Raw genomic sequence first — 26,118 nt, 5'->3', positions numbered from 1 at the left:
TTTGCACATCTTCTAACCAAACCGTCTCTCTCGCCCAACGTCGTTTTATAAATCAGCAGCTAGCTCGATTAGCAGTTAGCCTTAACAGCATCTGCAATTTCTAGCGCGTAGGCTTGAACAGCTTCAGCATTTTCGCCCTCTACCATGACACGGATCAGTGGCTCAGTGCCCGACTTACGAAGTAACACGCGACCTGTATCACCCAGTTTGGCCTCAACAGACGCTTTTGCCGCTAACACGGCTTCAGATTCTAGCGGGTCGCTAGTGCCTTTGAAACGCACATTTTCTAGCACTTGTGGGAACATACTCATGCCATCACACAGTGTTTTCAAATCCATGCCTGTGCCAACAATGCTAGCCAATACTTGCAACGCCGCAACAATAGCGTCACCCGTGGTGACTTTATCCAGCAGAATCACATGACCTGAATTTTCAGCGCCAATTTTCCAGCCTTTTTCGAGCAGCTGCTCCATGACATAACGGTCACCGACTTTAGCGCGGGTGAACGGAATGCCGAGGTTTTTCAGCGCCACTTCCATGCCCATATTGGTCATCAGTGTGCCCACGACACCGCCTTTAAGCTCACCACGACGCAAAGACTCACGTGCGATGATATACGCAATCTGATCGCCATCCACTTTGCTGCCTTCGTGGTCAACCATGATCACGCGATCACCGTCGCCATCAAACGCAATACCAAGAAGCGCTTCTTCTTCGACCACGCGTTTTTGAAGGGCGCGTACATCAGTTGCACCCACTTCGGCGTTAATATTGATCCCGTTAGGTTCGACACCCATAGCAATCACATCCGCACCCAACTCAGAGAATACAGAAGGCGCGATGTGATAAGTTGCGCCGTGGGCGCAGTCAATCACAATTTTCATGCCCTTGAGGCTCATTTCAGATGGGAAAGTACCTTTGCAAAATTCAATGTAACGACCTGCTGCATCAACAATTCGCTTCGCTTTACCCAGTTGCGCGGACTCGACACAGGTCAGCGGTTTTTCCAACTCAGCTTCAATGGCCAACTCAATCGCATCCGGTAGCTTGGTACCTTCTGATGAGAAGAATTTGATGCCGTTATCGTAATAAGGATTGTGAGACGCAGAAATCACGATCCCTGCTTCGGCGCGGAAGGTTTGAGTGAGATAGGCAATCGCTGGCGTTGGCATAGGCCCCGTAAACGCAGCTTGAAGGCCAGCGGCAGAAAGGCCAGCTTCAAGTGCGGACTCCAGCATGTAACCAGAGATGCGCGTGTCTTTACCAATCAAGACCTTTTTCGTGCCCTGCTGGCTCAATACACGCCCTGCTGCCCAGCCAAGCTTCATAATGAAATCTGGCGTGATTGGGAATTCACCCACTTTGCCGCGCACACCGTCGGTGCCGAAATATTTACGTTCTTTCATTTTGTTTCTCCAAATAAAGCCGCTGCTTCGTTCATCATGTTGACGACATGAACAACGTCAGAGGTCTCTTTCACGTCATGAACGCGAATGATCTGAGCCCCTTTCATTGCAGCGATGGTGGCGCAAGCTAAACTGCCTCCGATAACATCGGTAGGCGCTTTATCCAAAAGTTTAAAAATCATCGACTTCCTCGACATGCCGGCCAGTATTGGCAAACCATGACGATGGAAATCGTCCAACTGAGCAAGCAGTTGATAGTTGTGCATCAGTGTTTTACCAAACCCAAACCCGGGGTCTAGGATCAGCTTATCTCTCGCTATTCCTGCGATTTCACAAGCCGCAATACGTTGTTCGAAAAATTGGTGAATATCACCAAGTAGATGTGTATACGTTGGGTTTGATTGCATCGAGCGAGGCTGGCCTTGCATGTGCATTAAACACACGGGCACGTCTGCACTCGCAGCGGCTTGAAGAGCCCCCTCTTCTTGCAGTGCTCGCACATCATTAATCAGATCAGCACCAGCAATCGTTGCTTCACGCATCACATTTGCTTTGCTGGTATCAATTGAAATCCAACAGTCAAAACGTGTGCGGATCGCTTCTATGGCTGGCACGACCCGAGATAATTCTTCATCTTCAGACACATCAGCTGCACCTGGTCGCGTCGACTCACCGCCAATATCGAGAATAGTCGCTCCAGCCGATAACATCGCTTCAGCATGGAACAAGGCTGCATCTAACTGGTTGAATTTACCGCCATCGGAAAAAGAGTCAGGCGTTACATTGAGGATTCCCATCACCTGAGGCGTGGACAGGTCGAGCACTTTGGATTTGCAGATGAGTTTCATGAGTGGACTTTGTTCGGTTCGAGAATTTATAGCAGACAAAAGAAAAACCCCGAATGAATTCGGGGTTTTGCGTCAAGATGGTTCAATTACGCTTCCGATTTCTTGTCTGGGTCAACTGGCTTATTGCCTGATTCCAGATTGTCAGAGGAAGGCGGAACATCTGATGTTGCTTCTGCATCCGGTTTTTTCGGGGTGTTATCCGAATTATCAACATCGGCAACACTCCAACCTGCAGGCTCACGCACAGGGCGTCGCTCCATCAAATCATCGATTTGACCCGCATCAATCGTTTCATATTTCATCAATGCATCTTTCATTGCATGCATGATATCCATATTTTCTTCGATGAGCTTACGTGCACGTAGATAGTTACGGTCAATCAACTGACGAATTTCGCTATCGATAAGACGTGCTGTTTCATCTGAAACGTGCTTCGACTTAGCCACAGAGCGACCAAGGAACACTTCGCCTTCGTCGTCAGCGTAAAGTAACGGACCTAGCTTCTCAGAGAAGCCCCACTGAGTGACCATCTTGCGAGCAATATCGGTCGCACGCTCGATGTCGTTCGATGCACCCGTTGAAACATTATCAACGCCGTAGATAATCTCTTCCGCCAAACGACCGCCGTACAAACTTGAAATCATCGATTCAAGGTGCAAACGAGACATGCTCACACGATCTGTTTCAGGCAGATACATGGTCACACCCAAGGCACGGCCGCGTGGGATGATTGACACTTTGTAGACAGGGTCATGTTCAGGAACAAGACGCCCCACTACTGCGTGGCCTGCTTCATGGTAAGCCGTCGATTCTTTCGTCTCTTCAGTCAATACCATGGACTTACGCTCAGCGCCCATCATGATTTTGTCTTTGGCCAATTCGAATTCAGTCATCGACACAACACGCTTGTTACCACGGGCTGCAAACAACGCTGCTTCGTTAACCAGGTTTGCCAAATCTGCACCAGAGAAACCAGGTGTGCCGCGTGCAATCAGCGATGCTTCAACGTCGCTACCCAATGGCACCTTACGCATGTGAACTTTTAGGATCTGCTCACGACCGCGAACATCCGGTAGACCAACGACAACCTGACGGTCAAAACGCCCGGGACGCAATAGCGCTGGGTCAAGAACGTCTGGACGGTTAGTCGCTGCGATAACGATGATACCTTCGTTACCTTCAAAGCCATCCATTTCAACCAGCATCTGGTTAAGGGTTTGTTCACGCTCGTCGTGTCCACCACCTAAACCTGCACCACGTTGACGGCCGACGGCGTCAATTTCATCGATAAAGATGATGCATGGTGACGCTTTTTTCGCTTGCTCGAACATGTCACGCACACGAGATGCGCCGACACCAACGAACATTTCAACGAAGTCAGAACCCGAAATAGTGAAGAACGGAACTTTGGCTTCACCCGCAATGGCTTTTGCCAATAGCGTTTTACCCGTACCTGGAGGACCGACCATCAGAACACCCGTCGGTATTTTACCACCGAGTTTCTGGAAGCGACTTGGATCACGCAGGTAATCCACCAGCTCTTTCACGTCTTCCTTAGCTTCATCACAGCCAGCAACATCTGCAAACGTTGTTTTGATTTGGTCTTCACTCATCATACGAGCTTTAGACTTACCAAAAGACATTGCACCTTTGCCGCCGCCGCCTTGCATCTGACGCATGAAGAATATCCATACACCAATGAGCAGAAGCATTGGGAACCAAGAGATGAAAATAGAAGCAAGAATGCTTGGTTCTTCAGGTGGCGTACCGCGAACCTGAACTTTACTGTTAATCAAATCATCCAGAAGCTTAGGATCTTGCATAACAGGCATGTAGGTGACATAGCTCGTGCCATCACGACGCGTCACTTTCAGTTCGCGATTATCGAACTGTACATCCTGTAGTTTATCCTGTCCTATTTCTTGGACGAACGTTGTGTAGTCGACTTGACGGCCCGCGCTGTCGCCTGGTCCAAAACTCTGGAACACAGACATCAGAACAACAGCGATAACCAGCCATAAAATCAAGTTTTTTGCCATGTCACTCAAGGTGTTAGCCCCGCGGATATTTTAGTAATAATAGTAGACTACTACAGTTTATAACCTGTAGCCACAATGTAGACCTCACGCGAGCGCGCACGGGAGGAGTCTGGTTTGCGGATTTTGACCGCTTTAAACATTTTACGCACTTCAGCCAAATATTGATCAAAGCCTTCGCCTTGGAAAACTTTCACAATAAATGCGCCATCACGAGCCAAAACTTCTTGGCACATACTTAACGCCAACTCAACCAAATACATAGCACGAGGTTGATCTGACGCTTGGTTACCGCTCATGTTTGGTGCCATATCTGACATCACTACATCCACCATATCTGGCTGGATACGATCTAGCAATGCGTTTAGTACCGCCTCTTCACGGAAATCCCCTTGCAGGAAACTGACACCCGGCAAGGAATCCATAGGAAGAATATCACAGGCAATCACCTGCCCATTATCTCCGACCTGTTCAGCAGCATATTGAGACCAACCCCCAGGGGCTGCCCCCAAATCGACGACTGTCATACCAGGTTTCAATAACTTATCTTTACCTTGGATTTCATCAAGTTTAAAAATTGCACGGGAACGAAAGCCTTTTTTCTGGGCTTCTTGAACATATTTATCATCAAAATGTTCTTTCAACCAACGGCCAGAACTCGCTGAGTGTTTCTTTTTGCTCATGTTTTACCTAGCCCTTAATTCAGCCGTTAACTTCAAACGGACGGTTTAGAGGGATATTTGTTCAGTTTGATTAGAGATGGCGGTAGAATGTCACGTTTTCAACCCCGATAAAACAACAAATCGAGTCAACATGAATCTAAGCACAAAACAAAAGCAGTATCTAAAAGGTCTGGCACATAATCTTAAACCTGTCGTTCTGATGGGTGCCAATGGCCTGACAGAAGCCGTGCTTGCTGAGATTGAAATCGCTCTCGATCACCACGAACTGATCAAGGTTAAAGTTGCGTCTGAAGACCGCGACACTAAGAACCTGATTGTAGAAGCAATTGTTCGTGAAACTAAGGCAGAGAAAGTCCAAGTCATTGGTAAAGTGCTTGTTCTATATCGTCAAAGCCAAGAGCGTAAAATCGAACTACCACGCAAATAAAAGAAGGCCGCTTAGCGGCCTTCTGTGTTTTTGTACTTGTAATACTCGCTAACAGTTTTCCCCGCTAGACTTTTCGTATCATGCGTACTTAACACTGTCGATTTCAAATTCCTTCACGCCGCCAGGGGTCGTGATTGAGACTTCGTCACCTTCTTCTTTACCGATCAATCCACGCGCAATCGGCGAATTAACAGAAATCAGATTTTTCTTAATGTCAGCTTCGTCATCGCCCACGATCTGATACGTCACTTCATTGTCAGTGTTGATATCAATCAAGGTGACTGTAGAACCGAAGATCACTTTTCCGTTGTTAGGGATTTTCGAAATATCGATAACCTGCGCCACGGAAAGCTTGTATTCAATGTCGCGGATTTGTGCTTCGCAGATGCCCTGCTCTTCACGTGCTGCGTGATACTCAGCATTCTCTTTGAGATCGCCAAGTTCTCTCGCTTCACCAATCGCCTGAGTAATAATTGGACGACGTTTCAGTAGGCGAGCTAGCTCTGTACGAAGCTGCTGCTCGCCAAGAACGGTCATGGGTACCTTATCCATAAATGACATTACCTCTGTGTCCAAAACCTTGTGTTTTGGCAATAACAAAACCCCGCCCAAGCAAAGGTATGAGCGCGGAAAACAAATATTGATACCTCAGTGTAAACAAGTTAATTGCTTTGGTCACCTACGATTTTGGTCGCGCAAGTGCATGAGTGCTCCTGTGGGGCGTCCGTATAAACAAACACTTGCCACCTAAAACCTGCTCTACATATGCCACACAATATTTCCTCGACGCACCTCACATAAACAAGAACAAAAACAAATGTTTAGGAAAATAAAAAAACAAAAAAAACCTAAAACAAACACGCATAACGGAACTTACCAAAATAGCAGTAACACACTGATAAAAATAAGCTTTCACATTTGAACGCGAATAAAAAACAATGTTTTCTATTTGTTTTTTGATCGTTTTACTAACGGTTGCATTTCGGGAGCGGTTACAAACAAGGCATCGAGATGTTTGGAGATTACATCTCGAAAATCATAATCTTATAAAGGACAACAAAATGAACAAAAAGTTAATTGCACTTGCTGTTGCTGCTGTAGCGTCTACTTCTGTTTCTGCTGCTGAAGTTTTTAACGACGGCACGTCTAGCCTTTCTATCGGTGGCCGTATCGAAGCACGTGCACTGCTTGTTGATGGTGACATGGATGACAAAAGCCGTGCACGTATGAACATCCTTGGCCAAACCGAAATTGCTGAAAACGTTTACGGTTTTGGTTTCTTCGAGCACGAATACACCACGACTGAAGACGAAGTACGTTACGGCTTTGCTGGTATCAGCACTGAATTCGGTAAAATGGCTTACGGTAAAACTGACGGCTCTTTGGGCATGATCACTGATTTCACCGATATCATGGCATACCACGGCGCTGGCGCGAGCTCTAAGATCGCTGTTGCTGACCGTATCCAAAACAACCTGGCTTACATGGGTGAGTTTGGCGGCCTGACGGTTAAAGCAAACTACGTTGGCGAAACTGAAGCACTTGATGGTACGCTGATTGTTGACGGCGGTTACTCTATGGGTGCGGTATACGCAATGGAAAACGGCCTAGCAATGGGTCTAGGTTACGCTGACCAAGGTAAAGATGCTGTAGTTGTCATTGATAAAAAAGCTGTTCAGGCAAAAGCAGAGAGCCAAATCGAAGCTGCCGTTTCTTACACCATGGGTGACATCTACGTTGCTGCACTTTACAAAGATGGCGAAGAGAAGAAAGCAGGCCAAACCACTGACCTGACTGGCTACGAATTTGCTGCTGCTTACACCATGGGCCAAACCACTTTCTCTACTACTTACAACAAAGCAGAAGAGAAAGCAGGTTCTGACAAGTCAAACACCTACGATGCAATCGCAATCGATGCGACGCATTACTTCAACGACAACTTCCGTGCGTACACGTCTTACAACTTCAACCTGCTTGATGCAAACGAAGTTAAAACCAAGAAAGATGCAGAAGACCAATTGGTATTCGGCCTACGCTACGATTTCTAATCTGACTTAAGTTCTTTACTTAAATCAGTATCAAAAACGCCTACCTCCGAGTAGGCGTTTTTTGTACCATACTGAATCTTCCTTCATTGCGGGAACTTCTTATGGTGCGCATCCTTTCTCTGATCGTTTCTTCTCTTTTCTCGATCACCGCCTTTTCCGTTCCACTCAATAACATTGAGGCGATGCTTCCCGCTGGTAGCCAGCTTGCACTTTCGGTGTTTAACGCCAACAGCGGCGAGCAAATCGTTGGGCGTGATGATGACATTTTGTTGCCACCCGCCAGCACACAAAAAGTCGTGACGGCTCTGGCTGCATCACTTTACCTTCCTCAAGATTTCGCCTTTGAAACCAAAGTGCTTCAATCAGGCAAAGACATTGTTTTTAAGTTTGATGGCGACCCCACGCTGAAACGCAAAGATTTGCAGTTGCTCGTCAGTGCCCTAAAGGCCAAAGGCATTCGTCAAATTCGTGGTGATGTATGGCTGGATGGTGAAATATTTACGGGATATGAACGTGCTGTTGGTTGGCCATGGGATATTTTAGGTGTTTGTTACAGTGCTCCTTCTTCCGCTATAACACTGGAGCGAAACTGCGTGCAGGGCTCTATCTACAGTGAAAAAGATAAACGCCAAACTCGCGTATTTGTGCCCGAACACCAACCGATAAAGATAGGCACCGATGCATTGGCGCTGACCAACGATCAGCAGAAAGACCAACATTGCGATTTAGAGCTTCACTATGACAACAACAACCACTATCAATTAAGTGGTTGCTTAGCACACCGCACTAGCCCACTTCCCCTTAAGTTCGCTGTGCAGAACCCGCAGAAATACATGACGGATGTACTCGCAAGCGAGCTTAAAAGAGCGGCTATCTCTGTGAAAGGAAAAATTCGAATCGGCGCACCGAGCGGCAAGCGCACGTTTATTGCCATGCACAAATCTGAGCCACGCGATACGCTGCTAAATACCATGCTCAAACGCTCCGACAATTTGATTGCCGACAATATACTTAAAACGTTAGGTCATCGTTACTTTGATCAAGCTGGCTCATTCAGCAATGGGGCGGCGGCGATCAAAGCCATACTGAAAGAACAGGCAAACCTTGACCTCACTGCGGCAGTCATCGTCGATGGCTCAGGATTATCTCGCAACAATCGCATGACCGCCGCGCAATTGATGGATGTCATCCAATACGTTTATTCTCATCCCGATCTCGGCGTGATGGCCATGTTGCCTGTGTCAGGGGTGGATGGCACATTGAAGTATCGCAGCAGTGTTCGCAATGCGCCGCTCAAAAATAAGCTGACAGCGAAAACAGGCTCTCTGTATGGTAGCTATAACCTGGCGGGCATACTGAAAAATGACAAAGGCCAAGATATCCTGGTGGTTCAGCTTGTCACTAACTACCACATTCCCGCATCGGATGATCGCCCCAGCAATGTTGCAAGCCCGATCACCCAATTTGAACGAGAGCTGTATCAAGCGCTGCTTACGTCTAGTCTGACTACTCCTTAGAGACCCCATTTTTGTGTATCGATCAGGCACAAAAAAGCCCGCCTAAGTAAGGCGGGCAAGGAGGTTATCTAGGCCGGCTTGATGCCGGCTCATTGGTTATAACTTTGTATCGTGTATGAGAGGGTTACGCTTTACCGTATTTCTCTGCTACGCGAGCGTGCAACTCTTGTACCGAGTTCACTTTAGACAGGTCTGCTGCCGTGTGAGCCATACAGGTTGCGAATGCTGCATTTAGCGTGGTGGTGTAGTTCACTTTCTCAGCCAGTGCGCCGCGACGAAGTACTTTCGAATCTTCAATCGCCTGACGACCTTCCGTGGTGTTGATGATGTAGCTGTATTCACCATTCTTGATACGGTCAAGAATATGAGGGCGACCTTCATGCACCTTGTTCACCAAACGAGGGTTAATACCCGCTTCACCAAGCACAACTGCTGTACCGTGTGTTGCATCAAGCTCAAAACCTAGCTTGATAAGCTTGGCCGCGAGGTCAACAACACGTTGCTTGTCGTTATTACGAACAGACAGCAGTGCGCGACCTTGGTCGGAATAGGATTTACCACAGCCCAGATCCGCTTTCGCAAACGCTTCTGCGAAAGTATCACCCACACCCATCACTTCACCCGTTGAGCGCATTTCTGGGCCTAACAGTGGGTCAACACCAGGGAACTTGTTAAATGGCAACACCACTTCTTTCACAGAGTAATACGGCGGAATGATTTCCTGCGTGAAACCTTGTGACTCCAGTGATTGACCAGCCATTACACGCGCGGCAATTTTTGCCAGAGGTGCGCCGGTTGCTTTCGACACAAACGGTACAGTACGAGCAGCACGTGGGTTCACTTCAATCAGGTATACTTCACCATCTTTTACCGCAAACTGTGTGTTCATCAAGCCACGAACGCCTAGCTCAAGTGCTAGCTTCTCAACTTGACGACGCATTTCATCCTGAATCTCTTGGCTCAGAGTGTATGCTGGCAATGAACATGCAGAGTCACCTGAGTGAACGCCCGCTTGCTCGATGTGCTCCATGATACCGCCGATAACCACACGCTCGCCGTCGCAGATTGCATCCACATCGACTTCTGTCGCGTCATCAAGGAAACGGTCAAGCAGTACCGGGGATTCGTTAGAAACACTCACTGCCTCAGCAAAGTAGCGACGCAAATCGCTCTCGTCATAAACGATTTCCATTGCGCGGCCGCCCAACACGTAAGAAGGACGAACAACCAATGGGAAGCCAATCTCTTTCGACTTCTCAATCGCCAACTCCATCGTTGTTACGGTGGCGTTTTCTGGCGTTTTCAGGCCAAGACGGTCAACTGCCGCTTGGAAACGCTCACGGTCTTCTGCGCGGTCAATGGCATCAGGGCTAGTACCAATGATTGGTACACCTGCCGCTTCTAGTGCACGAGCTAGTTTCAGCGGTGTTTGACCACCGTACTGAACGATAACCCCTTTTGGTTTTTCAACACGCGCAATCGCCAGTACGTCTTCAAGCGTAACAGGTTCAAAGTAAAGGCGATCTGACGTGTCGTAATCGGTAGATACTGTCTCAGGGTTACAGTTAACCATGATGGTTTCGTAGCCATCTTCACGCAGCGCCAATGATGCGTGCACACAACAGTAGTCAAACTCAATGCCTTGACCGATACGGTTTGGACCTCCGCCCAAGACCATGATCTTGTCTTTATCAGTTGGGTTCGATTCACACTCGTCGTCATAGGTGCTGTACATGTAGGCGGTATCAGACGAGAACTCTGCTGCACAGGTATCAACACGCTTGTACACAGGGTGGATATCATACTGGTCGCGTAGCTTGCGAATTTCGCTTTCACTCACACCAAGCAATTTGCTCAGGCGAGCATCAGCAAAGCCTTTACGCTTCAGCTTACGAAGCACGTCTTTGTTCAGACCCGCGAAGCCATTTTCTTTCACTTCGGCTTCGATTTTGACGATGTCTTCAATTTGAACCAAGAACCAACGGTCAACGTTAGTCAGCTTGAACACGCCGTCTACAGACATACCTGCACGGAATGCATCCGCGATGTACCAGATACGTTCTGCGCCTGCATCTTTTAGTTCATGACGAATTTTGGTCATCGCATCTGGCTCGTCCAGATCGACCATTTCATCAAAGCCTGTCGCGCCAACTTCTAGGCCGCGCAATGCTTTGTGCAGTGATTCTTGTTGGTTACGACCAATCGCCATCACTTCACCCACAGATTTCATCTGTGTGGTCAGGCGGTCATTTGCGCCCACAAATTTCTCGAAGTTAAAGCGAGGGATTTTAGTCACAACGTAATCGATGGTTGGTTCGAATGAAGCTGGGGTTGCACCACCAGTAATATCATTCATCAGCTCATCAAGGGTGAAGCCTACAGCCAGTTTTGCTGCCACTTTCGCGATTGGGAAACCGGTCGCTTTTGATGCCAGCGCTGAAGAGCGAGATACACGTGGGTTCATCTCGATGATAACCATGCGGCCATCTTTCGGGTTAATACCAAACTGTACGTTCGAACCGCCCGTTTCTACGCCGATTTCGCGAAGAACCGCCAGTGATGCGTTACGCATCAGCTGATATTCTTTGTCCGTCAGGGTTTGTGCCGGTGCAACGGTAATGGAGTCACCCGTGTGGATACCCATGGCATCGAAGTTTTCAATCGCACATACAATGATACAGTTGTCGTTTTTGTCACGAACAACTTCCATCTCGTACTCTTTCCAACCAATCAAAGATTCATCAATAAGAAGCTCGTTGGTAGGAGAAAGATCCAAGCCACGACGACAGATTTCATCGAACTCTTCTTTGTTGTACGCGATACCGCCGCCGGTTCCGCCCATGGTGAATGAAGGACGGATGATGCAAGGAAAACCAACCATGTCCAAAACTTTATAAGCTTCTTCCATCGTTTTCGCTGTATCTGCTGTTGGGCATTCCAAACCAATGGACTTCATGGCCTTGTCAAAACGTGAACGGTCTTCTGCTTTATCAATCGCATCCGCCGTTGCGCCAATCATTTCTACGCCGAACTCAGCCAGTACGCCGTGTTTTTCCAAATCCAGTGCACAGTTCAGTGCAGTCTGACCACCCATGGTAGGCAGTACCGCATCTGGTCGCTCTTTGGCGATGATATTGCGCACTACTTCCCATTGAATTGGCTCGATGTAGGTCGCATCCGCCATTTCTGGATCAGTCATGATGGTTGCAGGGTTCGAGTTAACCAAAATAACGCGGTAACCCTCCTCACGCAGTGCTTTACACGCCTGCGCACCTGAATAGTCAAACTCACATGCTTGACCGATAACGATTGGGCCTGCACCCAGAATAAGAATACTTTTAATGTCTGTACGTTTTGGCATTCTATGCTACTCCGGATTACGCGCTGTGTTGCTTGATAAGTTCAATAAAGTGGTCGAACAGTGGGGCCGCATCGTGCGGACCTGGGCTCGCTTCAGGGTGCCCTTGGAAGCTAAAGGCTGGCTTATCTGTGCGGTGGATACCTTGCAAAGAGCCATCAAATAGCGATACGTGAGTAGCACGTAGATTTTCAGGAAGCGTGGTTTCATCTGCAGCAAAACCGTGGTTTTGCGACGTAATCATCACTACGTTGCGATCCAAGTCTTTCACTGGGTGGTTGGCGCCGTGGTGACCAAACTTCATCTTCACGGTTTTTGCACCACTTGCCAGTGCCAGGATTTGGTGGCCTAAACAGATACCAAAAATTGGGAGACCTTTTTCTAAGAATACTTTTGTTGCTTCAATGGCATAAGTACATGGTTCTGGGTCACCAGGGCCATTCGACAAGAACACGCCATCTGGGTTCATGGCCAGTACTTCTTCTGCCGACGTTTGCGCTGGTAAAACCGTCAAGCGGCAGCCTCGGTCAACCAACATGCGAAGGATATTGCGCTTCGCACCAAAGTCATATGCCACTACGTGGTATGGCAACTCGCTGTCATCTTTCGCTTCTGGCAGGCCACCTTCCAGTGTCCATGAGCCTTGCTTCCACTCATATGCTTCAGCAGTGGTCACTTCTTTTGCCAGATCCATGCCTTTCAAGCCTGGGAAGTCTTTTGCTTTGGCAAGCGCTAGCGCTTCATCAATGCTGTCACCTGCAACGATACAACCATTCTGTGCGCCTTTCTCACGCAGCAGACGAGTCAACTTACGGGTGTCGATTTCAGCGATGCCAACGATGTTTTGAGATTTTAAGTAATCAGAAAGAGATTGCTGACTGCGGAAGTTTGAAGCAATAAGCGGAAGGTCGCGGATGACCAGGCCTTGAGCGTGGATTTTGGAGGATTCTTCGTCTTCGGTATTCGTACCGGTATTGCCAATGTGGGGATAAGTGAGAGTAACAATTTGCTGGGAATAGGACGGGTCAGTGAGAATTTCTTGGTACCCCGTCATCGAGGTATTAAAAACAACTTCACCAACAGCAGTTCCATCAGCACCGATGGATTCACCGTGGAATACAGTCCCATCTTCTAGGACTAAGAGCGCAAACTTGCTCAAGACAACCTCCAAATAAATATAAATGCAAAAAAAATAGATAGTTTTGCATTAAGTCATTCCATAGAAATGCCTGGTTCCGCAAAGCGGAATTTAGACAAATTGCGCGCATTTTAGATATTGCAGTCGAAAGTGTCAACAAGGAGTGGGAAAAAGAATATCACTTATAACCAATAGGTGGCATTTGACGCATCAAACCAATAAAAGACAGACTTAACCTCTGTAACTAAGCGGTTTTGCATCTATTGAGTTAACAATTTCAAGCCCCCAGCGCTCGCAGTGACAAAAACACAACCAGCTCACTCCGCAACCGTTTACATGATACCACTTAAGCCTCACTTTTGGCGATCATAGTGCGGTAATTACATATAAGGCTGTAAAACACAAGCCAAAGGGAGGTTTATTCACACTAGACGTAATAGTGTGGTTGATGAGGGATAAGGAAAGAAATTATGCAGTAAGCATTCACTTACTGCATATATAGGCATTTATAACTGATCGAGTTCTAGCACATCTTGCATGGTAAAAAAGCCAGCATCTTTCGACGCAAGCCATTTGGCTGCTCGCACAGCGCCATTAGCAAATGTCATTCGATTGGTTGCTTTATGGGTAATTTCGACACGCTCTCCAATATCAGCGAACATAGCAGTATGTTCACCAATAATGTCACCCGCGCGAATAGTCGCGAAACCGATTTCATCTCGAGTACGTTCACCCGTGATCCCTTCACGAGCATACACAGCCACATCACTTAGCTTATTACCCATCGCACCTGCGATAGCTTCGCCCATGCCGATAGCAGTACCAGACGGAGCATCGACTTTATGACGGTGGTGCGCCTCAATGATTTCGATGTCGCAGTAATCACCCATTACTTTGGCGGCTTTTTCAAGTAGCTTGAACACCAAGTTAACGCCAACGCTGTAATTTGGCGCCATCACCAGACCAACGTCTTTGGCGGCGGCATCAATTTCAGCGCGTTGCTCTTCAGTAAAGCCAGTTGTACCGATCACTAACTTTTTACCGTGCTCACGGCAAAGCGCTAAGTTTGCCAACGTGGCAACGGGTGCTGTGAAATCAATAATGACATCAAAATCATTGGCAACTTTCGCAAGATCATCGACGATGGCAATATCGCGTCGGCCAATGCCCGCAAGTTCACCAGCATCTGCCCCAATCAGGCTTGATTCTGAGCGCTCGCTAGCCGCTGTAAAGACAACGCCTTCCATTGCATCCGTGGCTTGAATTAGCTGTCGGCCCATTCGACCCGCAGCGCCCGCAATTGCTATGCGAACCATCATTTTCCCCTTGTTAACGTCCTGTTCATGCCGGTTCACCGACACCAAATAATAATTTGTCATTCACTCTACCCTTTTCGCCACACGATGTATATTGGCGAAGGCATCATGAAAAAGGGAGCTTTCAGCTCCCTTTAAAATACGTTGTGATAGTTACTGGATCTGCTTAACTTGCAGTTCACGTGGCACTTCAAAGAACATATTTTCTTCGCGGCCTTTTAGCTCTTCCACCTCTGAACCGCCTAATGCTTCAATGCGCGCTATGATCAGATTAACCAATTCTTCCGGTGCAGAAGCACCAGCGGTCACACCGACTTTGGCTTTGCCATCAAACCATTCTGGTTTCACGTCTTCAGCACAGTCAATCAAGTAACCCGGAGTGCCGAGCTTTTCACTCAACTCACGCAAGCGATTCGAGTTGGAGCTATTTTTCGAACCAACCACGACTAAAATATCGCACTGGGTCGCGAGATCGCGCACTGCATCTTGGCGGTTTTGCGTCGCATAACAAATGTCATCTTTACGCGGGCCTTGGATCTCAGGAAACACCTGACGCAAGGTATCAATGACATCCGCAGTTTCATCGACAGATAACGTCGTTTGGCTAACATAATGAAGATTGGTTGGGTCTTTGACGACGAGCTTATAGACATCTTCTGGTCGCTCGACCAAATACATACCGCCAGTATCGCTTGCGTACTGACCCATAGTGCCTTCCACTTCAGGATGACCCGCGTGACCAATCAGAACCACTTCCATATCACGGCGGCTTGCACGTGCGACTTCCATATGCACTTTGGTCACCAAGGGGCAAGTAGCATCAAACACGGTCAGGCTACGTGATTTTGCTTCCTGACGAACCGCTTGAGAAACACCGTGGGCAGAGAAAATTACGATGCTGTCATCGGGAACTTCACTTAGCTCTTCAACAAACACTGCGCCGCGAGATTTTAACCCTTCGACCACAAAGCGGTTATGAACCACTTCATGACGAACATAAATTGGCGGTTGATATAATTCGAGTGCGCGCTCAACAATGCTGATAGCACGATCTACACCAGCACAAAACCCTCTAGGATTCGCAAGCATGATTTTCATTGGATTGCCTTTTAACCAACTTTTACTTTAACTGACACTGACAATTTCAACGTCAAAGATAACACGGTGCCCCGCTAATGGGTGGTTGAAATCCACCGTCACTGACTCGCCCGCCACTTCGGTGATCACACCAGGGATCTCTTGGCCACCAGGGCCTGCAAATGCAATGATAGTACCTTCTTCTGCGGGTGCGTCACCCACAAATAGCGTGCGATCCATGTGCTGGACATTATCTGGGTTTGGCATGCCAAACGCATCATTGGGCTCTAACGTAAAACTTGCCGCTTCGCCTTCCGTCAAACCGAGTAAGCATTTTTCGAAATTCTCAGTCAGGCTGCCATCACCCATCACCAGCTTGGCTGGCTTACCTGATGTTTTAGTGCTGTCAGCGACAGAGCCATCTTCCATCTTAATGGTGAAATGCATGATCACTTCACTGTTGGCGATAATTTGCGTCATTCACTCACATCCTTGAATTAGAAAAGTGCCCTATAAAGAAAGTGACACTTAGAAACCACAAAATAACATGGGGTTTAAAACCCTAAATAGAAGAAAGCGCCGCTCGTCGTTACGAGCAGCGCCATCAATGTATCAACTACCGAAAACCACAGTGATTATTCAGCCTCAGCGTGCGGCTTTTTTGATGCTTTCACGCTGTCCAACACAATCAAGCCGGCACCTACACAGATTGCTGCATCGGCCAGATTGAATGCTGGCCAATGGCTATTGCCGATATAGAAATCAAGAAAATCGACAACATAACCATGCACTACACGATCAAACAAATTACCAATAGCCCCACCGATCACGAGGGCATAGGCTACGTTTAGAATTCTGTTACTGGCTGGCGTACAACGCATCCAGTAAATCAATAGTCCCGACACGCCAAGTGCAATCGCTGCAAAGAACCAGCGTTGCCAACCGCCCGCATCACTCAAAAAGCTGAACGCTGCGCCATAGTTATGAACATATAGCAGGTTAAAGAAAGGCAAAATCTCAATGCGATTGGCCCAACCATACCCCATGGTATCCATGACTAACAACTTGGTGCCAATATCGAGAACGAACACCAGCAGCGCTAGCCAAAGCCAACGTACACCTGATTGTTTCGTTGTCAGATCTTTCATCCAACCTTCCTACTATCGTTGAGCAAAAAGCGGCTTGACCAAATCAAGCCCGCTTTTTGTGTGTTGCTACTATGCAATTAAACGAAGTGGCAATTAAGCGAATTGGCGGTTTTCGCCTTCACCATCGATGTTACTCACGCAACGACCACAAAGTTCTTCGTGCCCTGCAATCGTGCCCACATCAGGTACATGGTGCCAACAACGCTCACACTTCGCCGCTTCTGATTTCTCAACCACAACAGCCAATCCATCAAAGTCAGTGACAACCGCTGATTCTGGTGCCGCATCCGTTGCAACCACATCGGCTTTCGACGTCAACAGAACGAAACGCAGTTCGTCGCCCATCGCTTGCAGTTTTGCAGCGAACGTAGGGTTAGCAAACAAGGTCACTTCCGCTTCAAGTGAGCCGCCAATCTTCTTGTCGTTACGTGCTTGTTCAAGCACTTTGTTGACTGCGCCGCGTACGCGCAGCAGTTCAGACCAGAATGCATTGTTCAGTTGCTCATCATCGTTCAGACCAAACAAGCCGTCGTACCACACTTCAGTAAATACGTACTTAGCACGATTACCTGGCATTTCGTTCCAGATTTCATCTGCGGTGAACGACATGATCGGTGCCATCCAGCGAACCAATGCTTCCACGATGTGGAACAGTGCCGTTTGACAACTACGATGTGCATGGCCACCCGCTTTCGCGGTGTATTGACGATCTTTGATGATATCTAAGTAGAATGAGCCCATCTCTACTGAACAGAATTGCATCAGACGTTGTGTCACAGCATGGAAGTTACACTCTTCGAACGCCTTCAGAATTTCTTCTTGTGCTTCGAGTGCCTTACCCACTGCCCAGCGGTCAGCAACCACCATGTCTTGTACCGCAACCATGTCGGTTTCTGGGTTGAAACCGTTCAAGTTTGCTAGCAAGAAGCGCGCGGTGTTGCGGATACGGCGATACGCGTCAGCACTGCGATTCAGGATTTGATCAGAGACGGTCATCTCGCCGGTATAATCCGTTGATGCCACCCATAAACGCAGGATGTCGCCACCCAACTTATTCATCACTTCTTGTGGCGAAACCACGTTGCCGATCGACTTCGACATCTTACGGCCTTGACCATCAACGGTGAAACCGTGGGTCAACACTTGCTTATAAGGTGCTTTATTTTTGATCGCAACCGACGTCATAAGTGACGACTGGAACCAGCCACGGTGTTGATCCGAGCCTTCCAAATACATGTCCGCTTCGTGGCCGTTGAATTCAGCGCGTTGGTTAACAACCGCATAGTGCGTTGCGCCTGAGTCAAACCATACGTCTAGCGTATCCAGCACTTTTTCGTACTGTGCCGCATCGTCACCCAACAATTCTTCAATGTTGAGATCCCACCAAGCTTGAATGCCTGATTGCTCAACTTTTTGAGCCACTTGCTCAATCAATTCAACCGTATTTGGATGCAGTTCAGAGGTTTCTTTGTGAACGAACAGGGCAATCGGCACACCCCAAGTACGTTGACGAGAGATACACCAGTCTGGACGGCCTTCGACCATAGACTCAATACGGTTTTGACCCCATTCAGGGATCCATTGTACGTTTTTGATCTCTTCCAGCGCCTTTGCACGTAAGCCAGCTTTCTCCATAGAGATAAACCATTGTGGCGTTGCGCGGAAGATGATCGGCGTCTTGTGGCGCCAGCAATGTGGGTAGCTGTGCTCATACGCATGGTGGTGCAACAAAGAACCATGTTCTTTCAGCACTTCGATCACGTTGTCATTGGCTTTCAATACGTGCTGGCCTGCAAACAGTTCAGTATCTGGCAGGTAAACGCCGTTACTACCAACCGGGTTTGCCACTTCAAGTCCGTATTTTTGACCGACAACGAAATCTTCTTGACCGTGACCGGGTGCGGTGTGAACCACCCCCGTACCCGATTCAGTGGTCACATGGTCACCACAAATCACTGGCACATTGAAACCATAGAACGGGTGATTGAAACGCAATAGCTCCAGTGCATCACCTTTACAGAAACCCAAGTTATGGAAGTGCTCGATGCCAGCACGCTCCATGACTGATTTCGCCAGTTCAGAGGCCATGATCAAACGGCGAGGCGTTTCACCTTCCACCTGAACCATTACATATTCAAGTGCATCAGACACAGCCACAGCGCGGTTGGCAGGCAGAGTCCAAGGCGTAGTCGTCCAGATAACGATAGACACGTCACCATGGCCTTCGTGACCTTCAGCTAGGCCGAATTTAGACAACACCGCCGCTTCGTCTGTGGCACGGAACATCACGTCAATAGATGGAGAAACCTTGTTCTCATATTCCACTTCCGCTTCTGCTAGTGCAGACCCACAATCGGTACACCAATGAACCGGTTTAAACCCTTTGTGCAGGTGGCCGTTATCGGCGATTTTACCTAGCGCACGAATGATGTTTGCTTCAGTATTAAAATCCATGGTCAAGTAAGGTTTGTCCCACTCGCCCAATACGCCTAGACGTTTGAAGTCCGCTTTCTGGCCTTCGACTTGCTTGGCTGCATACTCACGACATTTCTGACGAAACTCAGCAGCAGACACTTTCTGGCCTGGTTTACCGACTTTCTTCTCAACCATCAGCTCGATTGGCAAACCATGACAATCCCAGCCAGGAATGTAAGGCGCATCGAAATCAGACAGTGTTTTAGACTTAACAATAATGTCTTTAAGAATTTTGTTTACTGAGTGACCAATGTGAATATTGCCATTCGCATACGGAGGGCCGTCATGCAAAATGAAGGATTTCTTACCCTTCTTCGCTTTACGGATCTCGCCGTAAAGATCTTCCTCATACCAACGCTTAAGCATTTGTGGCTCGCGCTGAGCAAGATTACCTCGCATCGGAAACGCGGTTTCCGGCAGGTTTAAGGTATCTTTAAAGTCACTCATTGATTGTTCATTCCGTATATGGACATTATTTATTAGATAGCTCAGACAACCACGCACGCGCTGTCTGAGCATCAAGTTCAATTTGGGCTTTCAGCTCGTCAAGCGAACCGAATTTCATCTCGTCACGCAGCTTATGCAGAAGCTGGACTTCGATATGTCGACCATAGAGATCTTCCTCTAGGTCGAAAAGGTGTACTTCAAGTTGTTGACGCACACCGTCAACTGTTGGCCGAGTGCCGACATTTGCCACACCGCCTAACCATTGGTTTTGTTTGATGCCGCCAACTTTAACCACGTAAACCCCCGAAACTGGTGATACGCGACGTTTCAATGGCACATTGGCAGTCGGGAAGCCAATTGTCCTCCCCAATTTTTTACCGTGTGAGACTCGACCGCTTATGCTGTAAGGCCTGCCAAGCATTTCCTCAGCAGCAAGCTGATTGCCTATTGCCAATTCATTGCGGATCGCTGTACTGCTCACACGCTGTGTAGAAACGGTAAAACTCTGGGTGCTGACCACTTCAAAGCCCACATCCCTTGCTTCATTTTGCAGATAACAAAAATCGCCCTGACGCTCAGCGCCAAAGCGAAAGTCATCGCCGACCACCAGAAACTTAACACCCAATTGTTCAGCCAACAAGCGATGAACAAAGTCATGCGCCGTCACTGAGGCGAATTTCGTATTGAAATTAACAACCAAGAGACGCTCAACACCCAATTTTTCTAGTTGGGTGTACTTGTCACGCAGACGCGTCAGTCTAGCCGGTGCTCGTTCTCGGGAAAATAGCTCTCTAGGCTGAGGCTCAAAAACCATCACTGTTGATGGCAGCCCTAATTCATGTGCTTTTTCAACCACGCGTTTTAGCACTTTTTGATGCCCCAAATGCACACCATCAAAGTTGCCGATAGTCAGCACACACCCACGGTGGCTGTCTCGGATGTTATGAATACCCCGGATCAATTCCATAGTGCTAAAACTGCTTTCCCCTCAAAAAAACCGACGGATTATATACTAATCGCCCCAATCAATCAGCCTTCAGTGCGAAGTTGATGGGGTCGTAAGCCTAAAACCACCAACGATACAATGTAAGTGGCTGCGCCAGCGCCAATTAATCCTGACAGCATATAAATTCGCTGCCATAAATCCATTGCCAACCAGCGGTCATTTTCCGGCATCAATCCAAAAATAAGCGCCCCCATCAGCACCACGGCGATCACCAAGCGCAATGCGAAGATCGCTGTTTCTTTACTGATGCAATAAACACCCTGCTTGTGCAGTCCACGATACAGCAAAGCGGCATTCACCAGTGCCGAGAGTGCCGTCGCCATCGCCAAGCCCACATAACCATAGAAGTACGCAAAAATGAGGTTAAATACCATATTACTAACCATAGCAATGATGCCGTATCGAACGGGCGTTTTGGTATCTTGACGTGCGTAGTACCCGGGCGCGAGTACCTTGATGAGCATGAAATTCAACAAACCTGATGAGTAGGCAATCAGCGACAATGACGCGGCATTGACATCATCCACACCAAATTCACCACGCATGAATAGCACCATCAGCATGGGTTTGGCCAACATCATCATGCCAATCATCGCAGGAGCACCTAAAAGCAGCACCATACGAATGCCCCAGTCCATGGTGCTAGCAAACTGCCCCGATGTTTGTTCAACGTGCTTTTTGGATAACGCTGGCAAGATCACCGTTGCGATCGCTATGCCGAACAAACCCAGAGGAAACTCCAACAAACGGTCTGAGTAATACAGCCAACTGATGGAGCCTGTCGCTAAGAAGCTGGCAATAAATGTATCCAGCAACAAATTGATCTGACTTACCGACACACCAAAGAGCGCAGGGATCATCAAGGTGCGAATTTTCACCACACCGGGATGTTTCCAGCCCCATTTAGGGCGGACAAGCATGCCTTCGCGATAAAGAAACGGGATTTGAAACGCAAATTGAATCAAACCACCCAGAAAAACACCGATACCCAAGCCAATTTCAGGTTGATCCATGCCGGGAGCTATCCAAATCGCGGCAGAAATCATCGCAATATTGAGAAATACAGGCGTAAAAGACGAAACAGCAAAACGACCAAGTGTGTTCAAAATAGAACCCGCTAACGCCACAAAGCTGATAAACCACAGATAGGGGAACGTGATTTTCAGTATCAACGATGCCAATTCGAATTTGTATGCCGATGGGCCATCATTCCACCAATCAACAAACCACCCCATACCAAAAAGTGCGGTAATTACTGGTGATGCAATCACACCAACCAAAGTGACAATGGTCACCAGAACACCTAAAGTGCCTGATACATAAGCGATTAGTTCGCGAGTTTTTGTTTTGTCATCGCTAGCTTGATACTCAGCCAGTACGGGAACAAATGCCTGTGAGAATGCCCCCTCAGCGAACAGTCGACGCAAGAAATTCGGGATCTTATTGGCAAAAAAGAACACATCTGCGGCGGCGCCAGCGCCCATCAGGTTCGCAATAACAACATCACGCACCAAACCCATGACGCGCGAAACCATGGTCATAAAACTGACAATCAGCCCCGAGCGGAGCAATCGCTTTGACACCTGTAACCCCTTAAAACGAAAAATAAAGTAAGATGCACTCGACCGCTGATGGTAACACGTCTTTTCTTATTCAATCCGAGACGTTGTGACAACTGCGAAAAGACAGATAAAAGGCTTACTTCATACCAAGAATGCTGGTAGAATCTGCCGCCATATTAACCGCGATGTTCGTCACATGCCATTGCAATGGCAATGCGGCGGATTATTGCACAAATGAATTGACAACTAGGGTAAAACGGGGCATATTCCTCGGCCTTAAATTGTCACCGAATATAAGATTTGGGAGTTAGACCCTTGGCGAATATCAAATCTGCTAAGAAGCGTGCAATCCAATCTGAGAAGCGCCGTCAGCACAATGCAAGCCGTCGCTCAATGATGCGCACTTATCTGAAAAAAACCATCACCGCTATTGCTGCTGGTGATAAAGAAGCAGCTACTAAAGCATTTGCTGAAGCACAACCTATTCTTGACCGTATGGCTACTAAAGGCCTTATCCACAAGAACAAGGCCGCTCGTCATAAAGCTAGCCTAGTTGCTCAAATCAAAGCTCTGTAATAAGCGCTAAGATTTGAAATAAAAAAAACCGGCCTAAAGCCGGTTTTTTTTATTTCTGCTGTTTTTTGTTTGTCTCAATTGTCTTTGCAGTAGAGCTGATGCAAGGTCATCATAATAGTCTGCACCTCGATGCTCTTCAGTGAGTAGTATACGGTTTGTGCCTCTTTACGCGTCGCCACCAAGCCATCACGTCGTAACCATGCCAAATGTTGTGACAGTGCTGACTGGCTTAGCTCTAGCTTTTCACTAAGCGTTCCAACCGACATTTCCCCTTCCAGCAAATAACAAAGTATGAATAACCTGCGCTCATTTGCCATTGCTTTGAGCAATTGCACTGCTTTGGGCCCAGTTTCCTGCATTTGTTTTAATTCCATACTTACTGCCTATTCACCTACATCTAAAGGGTTGTTCACATTGGCTTAAGTGTAACACTTAGCAAATGTGCAAAATTGCCTTGCGTTTAAGAAAGTCATTTCATAAGAAAAGGCTAATGAAAGAGCTTACTAAAATCAGCCTCGCATATACGTTTTACGGCAGGATGCTGGATCATTCTTTCAGCAAAGATGGCGTAATACTCTTCCTTTAGCTCCTCAACTTTCGCGACTTCTTGTATGTCCGGCAAGTCGAGCACATCTGCTGAGTAAAAGGTTGGTGCAACAAACATCGCGTTGTGATTTGCTCCAAATGCCTTCATGAGGGCGGCATCATCAAATTCGCCTAAAATCGTTGGCGTGATGCCTTGACTATCAAACCAATGCATCAACTTTCGCCCCATCGCTGTTCGACTACCAGGAATCAGCAACCTATGCTCTTCAATTATGGCAGGGAATCTCTTTTTTGAAACAGGGCCAGAACAGAAAAAACTCATCATGCTTTCCCCTATCTTCACACTAAACAAACCAGGACTTTGGCTTGAGTCCACTGGACAGTCAGACAAAATCATATCCAGCTTATGCTGCCTCAGTTGCTCAAGAAGCAGTTCATGGGTTGATTCAAAGCAACGAAGATGAATGCCGTCATCTTCGGGGATAGCTTTGAGTAAGACACGGCTCACTAAGCTTTTTGACAATGCATCGGCAACCCCGACATCAAACAATTCATTCTCTCTCTGACTGTAATTGATGATATCTAGCATCTCGTAGCTAATCCCAAACATCTTGTCAGCGTACTTGAAAACCAACTGACCGAGTTCTGTCGGTTCAACGTGCCGACCAGAGCGTTTCGTCAGTTTGCCGCTCAGGCGGTCTTCTAGGGTGCGTATTTGACCCGTTACTGTCTGGGGTGTGAGAAACAAAGCCTCAGCCGCTTTCGAAACCGAGCCTTTCTTGCAAACCATCCAAAAATAATAGAGGTGGTTGTAATTTAAATGTGACATAGCTTCTCAACGTAAAAAGCGTCACACCACGGTTACGTAGTGATGACGCTTTTTTATTCGGTCGTTATCCAGTATTTTTCAGTGAAGGTGATACACACAATAGAGATACCACCTTCTGCTCCAGCACTCATCCCTACTCGCTGCTTTTAACAACGATGGTTTGAATCTGCACAACCTGTTGTCATACCGATAGTGCAATACATCACACCCTTAATAATCAATACTCACTTTTTTACCATCGCCACCTTCTTCCACAGGAGATTTAGGCAATACGACAGCCAACAGCGCATAACCTGCTATTGCTGAAACGGTAGAGCCAATCAAAATACCTAATCTCGAGAAGGTAATGTAGCTTTGGTCTACGCCCACAAACGCGAGCGAAGAGATAAATATCGACATCGTAAAGCCAATACCACACAGCAGTGATACGGCAAAGATTTGCTTAAAGTTGACGTTTTCAGGCAATCGCGCCACACCTGTTTTTACGGCAATCCAGCTGAAGGTGAAAATACCTAACGGCTTACCAATCAGCAGACCCAACGCAATACCTAGCGGCAGCATGTTAGTCAGGCTTGCCAGTGACACGCCTTCCAACGAGACGCCTGCATTAGCAAATGCAAACAAGGGTAGAATCAGAAACGCAGCATATGGGTGAATAGCATGCTCCAGCGTTTTCAGCGGGGACTTGCCGTCTTTGCCACCCGCCAATGGTATTGCAAAACCAAGCACTACGCCTGCCAACGTCGCATGTACGCCAGATTTCAATACGCTGAACCAAAGAATTGCACCAACCAGTAAGTACCATTTCACACCCGTGACGTTCTTACTGTTCATTAGGAACAATACCGCTGTAGAAATAAAGGCAACCGCCAGCGCAGTAACTGACAGATCACTGCTATAAAACAGAGCAATGACAACGATAACACCTAAGTCATCAATAATTGCCAACGCGAGCAAGAACACTTTCAGTGACAAAGGAACGCGCTTTCCGAGCAATGCCATTACGCCAAGTGCGAACGCAATGTCTGTAGCAGCCGGAATCGCCCAACCGTTTATGGTCACCGGATCAGAATAGTTAAACGCTAGATAAACCAACGCGGGAGCCAACATACCACCTACAGCGGCAATGGCAGGGAAAATTGCTTTCTCTTTTGTATTGAGAGCGCCCTCAATGAGCTCCCTTTTCACTTCTAGTCCGATCAGCATAAAGAAGATAGCCATCAGGCCATCATTAATCCAATGTGCGACCGATAAACCAGCTATATAGCTATGAAGAGCGCCATCATACAGCGGCTGCAAAGGTGAGTTGGCAATCACAATCGCCAAAATTGCAGCAACAATCAGCACTAAACCACCTGCTGACTCCATCTTCATAAACTGACGAATCGCATCAGTCATTCAAAGCACTCCGTTAACATTAAGTAATCCCTATTAGTCTAGTCACCAATCATCATTAAAGAAAAATCGGTTGTTTGGAGATTAAACCTCGGAATATCCGAAGTTTCCACCAGAAAATGACACTTTTTTCGTGGTGTTAAACATAACTCTGTCATAAATGCCCATCAAACATGACATCCGTGATGAAAAACAAAGCCTGTTTGGACGCTTTTTGACCATTTAGACTTCGTCAAACAACCACATGTAAATTATTGTTTTAATTCATAAAAACCAAAGG

The 26,118-nt window shown here is 47.4% G+C and carries 21 protein-coding genes; 4 read left to right on the top strand and 17 right to left on the bottom strand.

Going from position 1 to position 26,118, the window contains the following annotated elements:
• Window positions 1-68 precede the first annotated feature (68 nt).
• The 4 genes from glmM to rlmE all read right to left on the bottom strand — a co-directional run bounded on the left by glmM (window position 69) and on the right by rlmE (window position 4,973).
• A complete protein-coding gene (gene glmM, locus AB8599_RS02580) occupies window positions 69-1,406 on the bottom strand; it encodes a phosphoglucosamine mutase (RefSeq protein ID WP_407332253.1) in 1,338 nt (445 codons plus the stop codon).
• Window positions 1,403-2,254, bottom strand: a complete 852-nt coding sequence (gene folP, locus AB8599_RS02575) for a dihydropteroate synthase (protein WP_407332252.1) — start codon at window positions 2,252-2,254, stop codon at window positions 1,403-1,405. The genes glmM and folP overlap by 4 nt, the downstream gene beginning before the upstream one ends.
• An 86-nt stretch (window positions 2,255-2,340) precedes the next feature.
• Entirely contained in the window at window positions 2,341-4,293 is a 1,953-nt protein-coding gene (gene ftsH / locus AB8599_RS02570) for an ATP-dependent zinc metalloprotease FtsH (protein ID WP_407332251.1), read from the bottom strand.
• Window positions 4,294-4,343: 50 nt separating this feature from the next.
• Entirely contained in the window at window positions 4,344-4,973 is a 630-nt protein-coding gene (rlmE, locus tag AB8599_RS02565) for a 23S rRNA (uridine(2552)-2'-O)-methyltransferase RlmE (protein WP_407332250.1), read from the bottom strand.
• A gap of 130 nt (window positions 4,974-5,103) precedes the next feature.
• Between rlmE and yhbY the strand changes: the two genes are divergently transcribed.
• Window positions 5,104-5,400: a ribosome assembly RNA-binding protein YhbY gene (gene yhbY, locus AB8599_RS02560; protein ID WP_016961668.1), complete on the top strand. Its 297-nt coding sequence runs from the start codon at window positions 5,104-5,106 to the stop codon at window positions 5,398-5,400.
• A 78-nt stretch (window positions 5,401-5,478) separates the two neighbouring features.
• On the opposite strand, the gene greA is transcribed toward yhbY, so the two are convergent.
• A complete protein-coding gene (greA, locus tag AB8599_RS02555) occupies window positions 5,479-5,952 on the bottom strand; it encodes a transcription elongation factor GreA (RefSeq protein ID WP_407332249.1) in 474 nt (157 codons plus the stop codon).
• Window positions 5,953-6,461: 509 nt separating this feature from the next.
• Between greA and AB8599_RS02550 the strand changes: the two genes are divergently transcribed.
• Complete coding sequence (locus AB8599_RS02550) at window positions 6,462-7,448, top strand: porin (RefSeq protein ID WP_407332248.1); 987 nt, start codon at window positions 6,462-6,464, stop codon at window positions 7,446-7,448.
• A 101-nt stretch (window positions 7,449-7,549) separates the two neighbouring features.
• The gene (dacB, locus tag AB8599_RS02545) at window positions 7,550-8,965 is read left to right on the top strand and encodes a serine-type D-Ala-D-Ala carboxypeptidase (protein WP_407332247.1); all 1,416 of its coding nucleotides are present in this window, start codon (window positions 7,550-7,552) and stop codon (window positions 8,963-8,965) included.
• Between the two features lie 124 nt (window positions 8,966-9,089).
• On the opposite strand, the gene carB is transcribed toward dacB, so the two are convergent.
• From carB to murJ, 9 genes are all read right to left on the bottom strand, one after another.
• Window positions 9,090-12,326 (bottom strand): carbamoyl-phosphate synthase large subunit, encoded by a 3,237-nt coding sequence (gene carB / locus AB8599_RS02540; protein WP_407332246.1) that lies wholly within the window; start codon window positions 12,324-12,326, stop codon window positions 9,090-9,092.
• Between the two features lie 16 nt (window positions 12,327-12,342).
• A complete protein-coding gene (carA, locus tag AB8599_RS02535; RefSeq protein WP_407332245.1) occupies window positions 12,343-13,482 on the bottom strand; it encodes a glutamine-hydrolyzing carbamoyl-phosphate synthase small subunit in 1,140 nt (379 codons plus the stop codon).
• 485 nt (window positions 13,483-13,967) lie between these two features.
• Window positions 13,968-14,777, bottom strand: coding sequence for a 4-hydroxy-tetrahydrodipicolinate reductase (dapB, locus tag AB8599_RS02530; RefSeq protein ID WP_407333161.1), 810 nt, complete (start codon window positions 14,775-14,777; stop codon window positions 13,968-13,970).
• 153 nt (window positions 14,778-14,930) lie between these two features.
• Window positions 14,931-15,875 (bottom strand): 4-hydroxy-3-methylbut-2-enyl diphosphate reductase, encoded by a 945-nt coding sequence (gene ispH / locus AB8599_RS02525; protein ID WP_407332244.1) that lies wholly within the window; start codon window positions 15,873-15,875, stop codon window positions 14,931-14,933.
• A 27-nt stretch (window positions 15,876-15,902) separates the two neighbouring features.
• Complete coding sequence (gene fkpB, locus AB8599_RS02520) at window positions 15,903-16,334, bottom strand: FKBP-type peptidyl-prolyl cis-trans isomerase (protein WP_407332243.1); 432 nt, start codon at window positions 16,332-16,334, stop codon at window positions 15,903-15,905.
• A gap of 155 nt (window positions 16,335-16,489) precedes the next feature.
• A complete protein-coding gene (lspA, locus tag AB8599_RS02515; RefSeq protein ID WP_407332242.1) occupies window positions 16,490-17,002 on the bottom strand; it encodes a signal peptidase II in 513 nt (170 codons plus the stop codon).
• 93 nt (window positions 17,003-17,095) lie between these two features.
• Entirely contained in the window at window positions 17,096-19,924 is a 2,829-nt protein-coding gene (ileS, locus tag AB8599_RS02510) for an isoleucine--tRNA ligase (RefSeq protein ID WP_407332241.1), read from the bottom strand.
• A 25-nt stretch (window positions 19,925-19,949) separates the two neighbouring features.
• Window positions 19,950-20,891, bottom strand: coding sequence for a bifunctional riboflavin kinase/FAD synthetase (ribF, locus tag AB8599_RS02505; RefSeq protein WP_407332240.1), 942 nt, complete (start codon window positions 20,889-20,891; stop codon window positions 19,950-19,952).
• A gap of 62 nt (window positions 20,892-20,953) precedes the next feature.
• Window positions 20,954-22,513, bottom strand: coding sequence for a murein biosynthesis integral membrane protein MurJ (gene murJ, locus AB8599_RS02500; protein WP_407332239.1), 1,560 nt, complete (start codon window positions 22,511-22,513; stop codon window positions 20,954-20,956).
• Window positions 22,514-22,807: 294 nt separating this feature from the next.
• Here murJ and rpsT point away from each other — a divergent pair, with 294 nt between their 5' ends.
• The gene (gene rpsT / locus AB8599_RS02495; RefSeq protein ID WP_016961683.1) at window positions 22,808-23,068 is read left to right on the top strand and encodes a 30S ribosomal protein S20; all 261 of its coding nucleotides are present in this window, start codon (window positions 22,808-22,810) and stop codon (window positions 23,066-23,068) included.
• A 74-nt stretch (window positions 23,069-23,142) separates the two neighbouring features.
• On the opposite strand, the gene AB8599_RS02490 is transcribed toward rpsT, so the two are convergent.
• From AB8599_RS02490 to nhaA, 3 genes are all read right to left on the bottom strand, one after another.
• The gene (locus AB8599_RS02490; protein WP_407332238.1) at window positions 23,143-23,442 is read right to left on the bottom strand and encodes an ArsR/SmtB family transcription factor; all 300 of its coding nucleotides are present in this window, start codon (window positions 23,440-23,442) and stop codon (window positions 23,143-23,145) included.
• A 113-nt stretch (window positions 23,443-23,555) separates the two neighbouring features.
• Complete coding sequence (nhaR, locus tag AB8599_RS02485) at window positions 23,556-24,443, bottom strand: transcriptional activator NhaR (RefSeq protein ID WP_407332237.1); 888 nt, start codon at window positions 24,441-24,443, stop codon at window positions 23,556-23,558.
• A 210-nt stretch (window positions 24,444-24,653) separates the two neighbouring features.
• The gene (nhaA, locus tag AB8599_RS02480; RefSeq protein WP_407332236.1) at window positions 24,654-25,841 is read right to left on the bottom strand and encodes a Na+/H+ antiporter NhaA; all 1,188 of its coding nucleotides are present in this window, start codon (window positions 25,839-25,841) and stop codon (window positions 24,654-24,656) included.
• Window positions 25,842-26,118 lie beyond the last annotated feature (277 nt).

The organism is Enterovibrio litoreus (genome assembly GCF_045679545.1).
Taxonomy (GTDB): Bacteria; Pseudomonadota; Gammaproteobacteria; order Enterobacterales; family Vibrionaceae; genus Enterovibrio.
The sequence above is the reverse complement of the archived record's forward strand: the minus strand, read 5'-3'. Positions and strand labels throughout refer to the sequence as shown.

Excerpts from the sequence above, each read along its gene's own strand:
- glmM (WP_407332253.1), bottom strand. The coding sequence starts at position 1,406 with ATGAAAGAACGTAAATATTTCGGCACCGACGGTGTGCGCGGCAAAGTG.
- folP (WP_407332252.1), bottom strand. The coding sequence starts at position 2,254 with ATGAAACTCATCTGCAAATCCAAAGTGCTCGACCTGTCCACGCCTCAG.
- ftsH (WP_407332251.1), bottom strand. The coding sequence starts at position 4,293 with ATGGCAAAAAACTTGATTTTATGGCTGGTTATCGCTGTTGTTCTGATG.
- rlmE (WP_407332250.1), bottom strand. The coding sequence starts at position 4,973 with ATGAGCAAAAAGAAACACTCAGCGAGTTCTGGCCGTTGGTTGAAAGAA.
- yhbY (WP_016961668.1), top strand. The coding sequence starts at position 5,104 with ATGAATCTAAGCACAAAACAAAAGCAGTATCTAAAAGGTCTGGCACAT.
- greA (WP_407332249.1), bottom strand. The coding sequence starts at position 5,952 with ATGGATAAGGTACCCATGACCGTTCTTGGCGAGCAGCAGCTTCGTACA.
- AB8599_RS02550 (WP_407332248.1), top strand. The coding sequence starts at position 6,462 with ATGAACAAAAAGTTAATTGCACTTGCTGTTGCTGCTGTAGCGTCTACT.
- dacB (WP_407332247.1), top strand. The coding sequence starts at position 7,550 with ATGGTGCGCATCCTTTCTCTGATCGTTTCTTCTCTTTTCTCGATCACC.
- carB (WP_407332246.1), bottom strand. The coding sequence starts at position 12,326 with ATGCCAAAACGTACAGACATTAAAAGTATTCTTATTCTGGGTGCAGGC.
- dapB (WP_407333161.1), bottom strand. The coding sequence starts at position 14,777 with ATGGTTCGCATAGCAATTGCGGGCGCTGCGGGTCGAATGGGCCGACAG.
- ispH (WP_407332244.1), bottom strand. The coding sequence starts at position 15,875 with ATGAAAATCATGCTTGCGAATCCTAGAGGGTTTTGTGCTGGTGTAGAT.
- fkpB (WP_407332243.1), bottom strand. The coding sequence starts at position 16,334 with ATGACGCAAATTATCGCCAACAGTGAAGTGATCATGCATTTCACCATT.
- lspA (WP_407332242.1), bottom strand. The coding sequence starts at position 17,002 with ATGAAAGATCTGACAACGAAACAATCAGGTGTACGTTGGCTTTGGCTA.
- ileS (WP_407332241.1), bottom strand. The coding sequence starts at position 19,924 with ATGAGTGACTTTAAAGATACCTTAAACCTGCCGGAAACCGCGTTTCCG.
- ribF (WP_407332240.1), bottom strand. The coding sequence starts at position 20,891 with ATGGAATTGATCCGGGGTATTCATAACATCCGAGACAGCCACCGTGGG.
- AB8599_RS02490 (WP_407332238.1), bottom strand. The coding sequence starts at position 23,442 with ATGGAATTAAAACAAATGCAGGAAACTGGGCCCAAAGCAGTGCAATTG.
- nhaR (WP_407332237.1), bottom strand. The coding sequence starts at position 24,443 with ATGTCACATTTAAATTACAACCACCTCTATTATTTTTGGATGGTTTGC.
- nhaA (WP_407332236.1), bottom strand. The coding sequence starts at position 25,841 with ATGACTGATGCGATTCGTCAGTTTATGAAGATGGAGTCAGCAGGTGGT.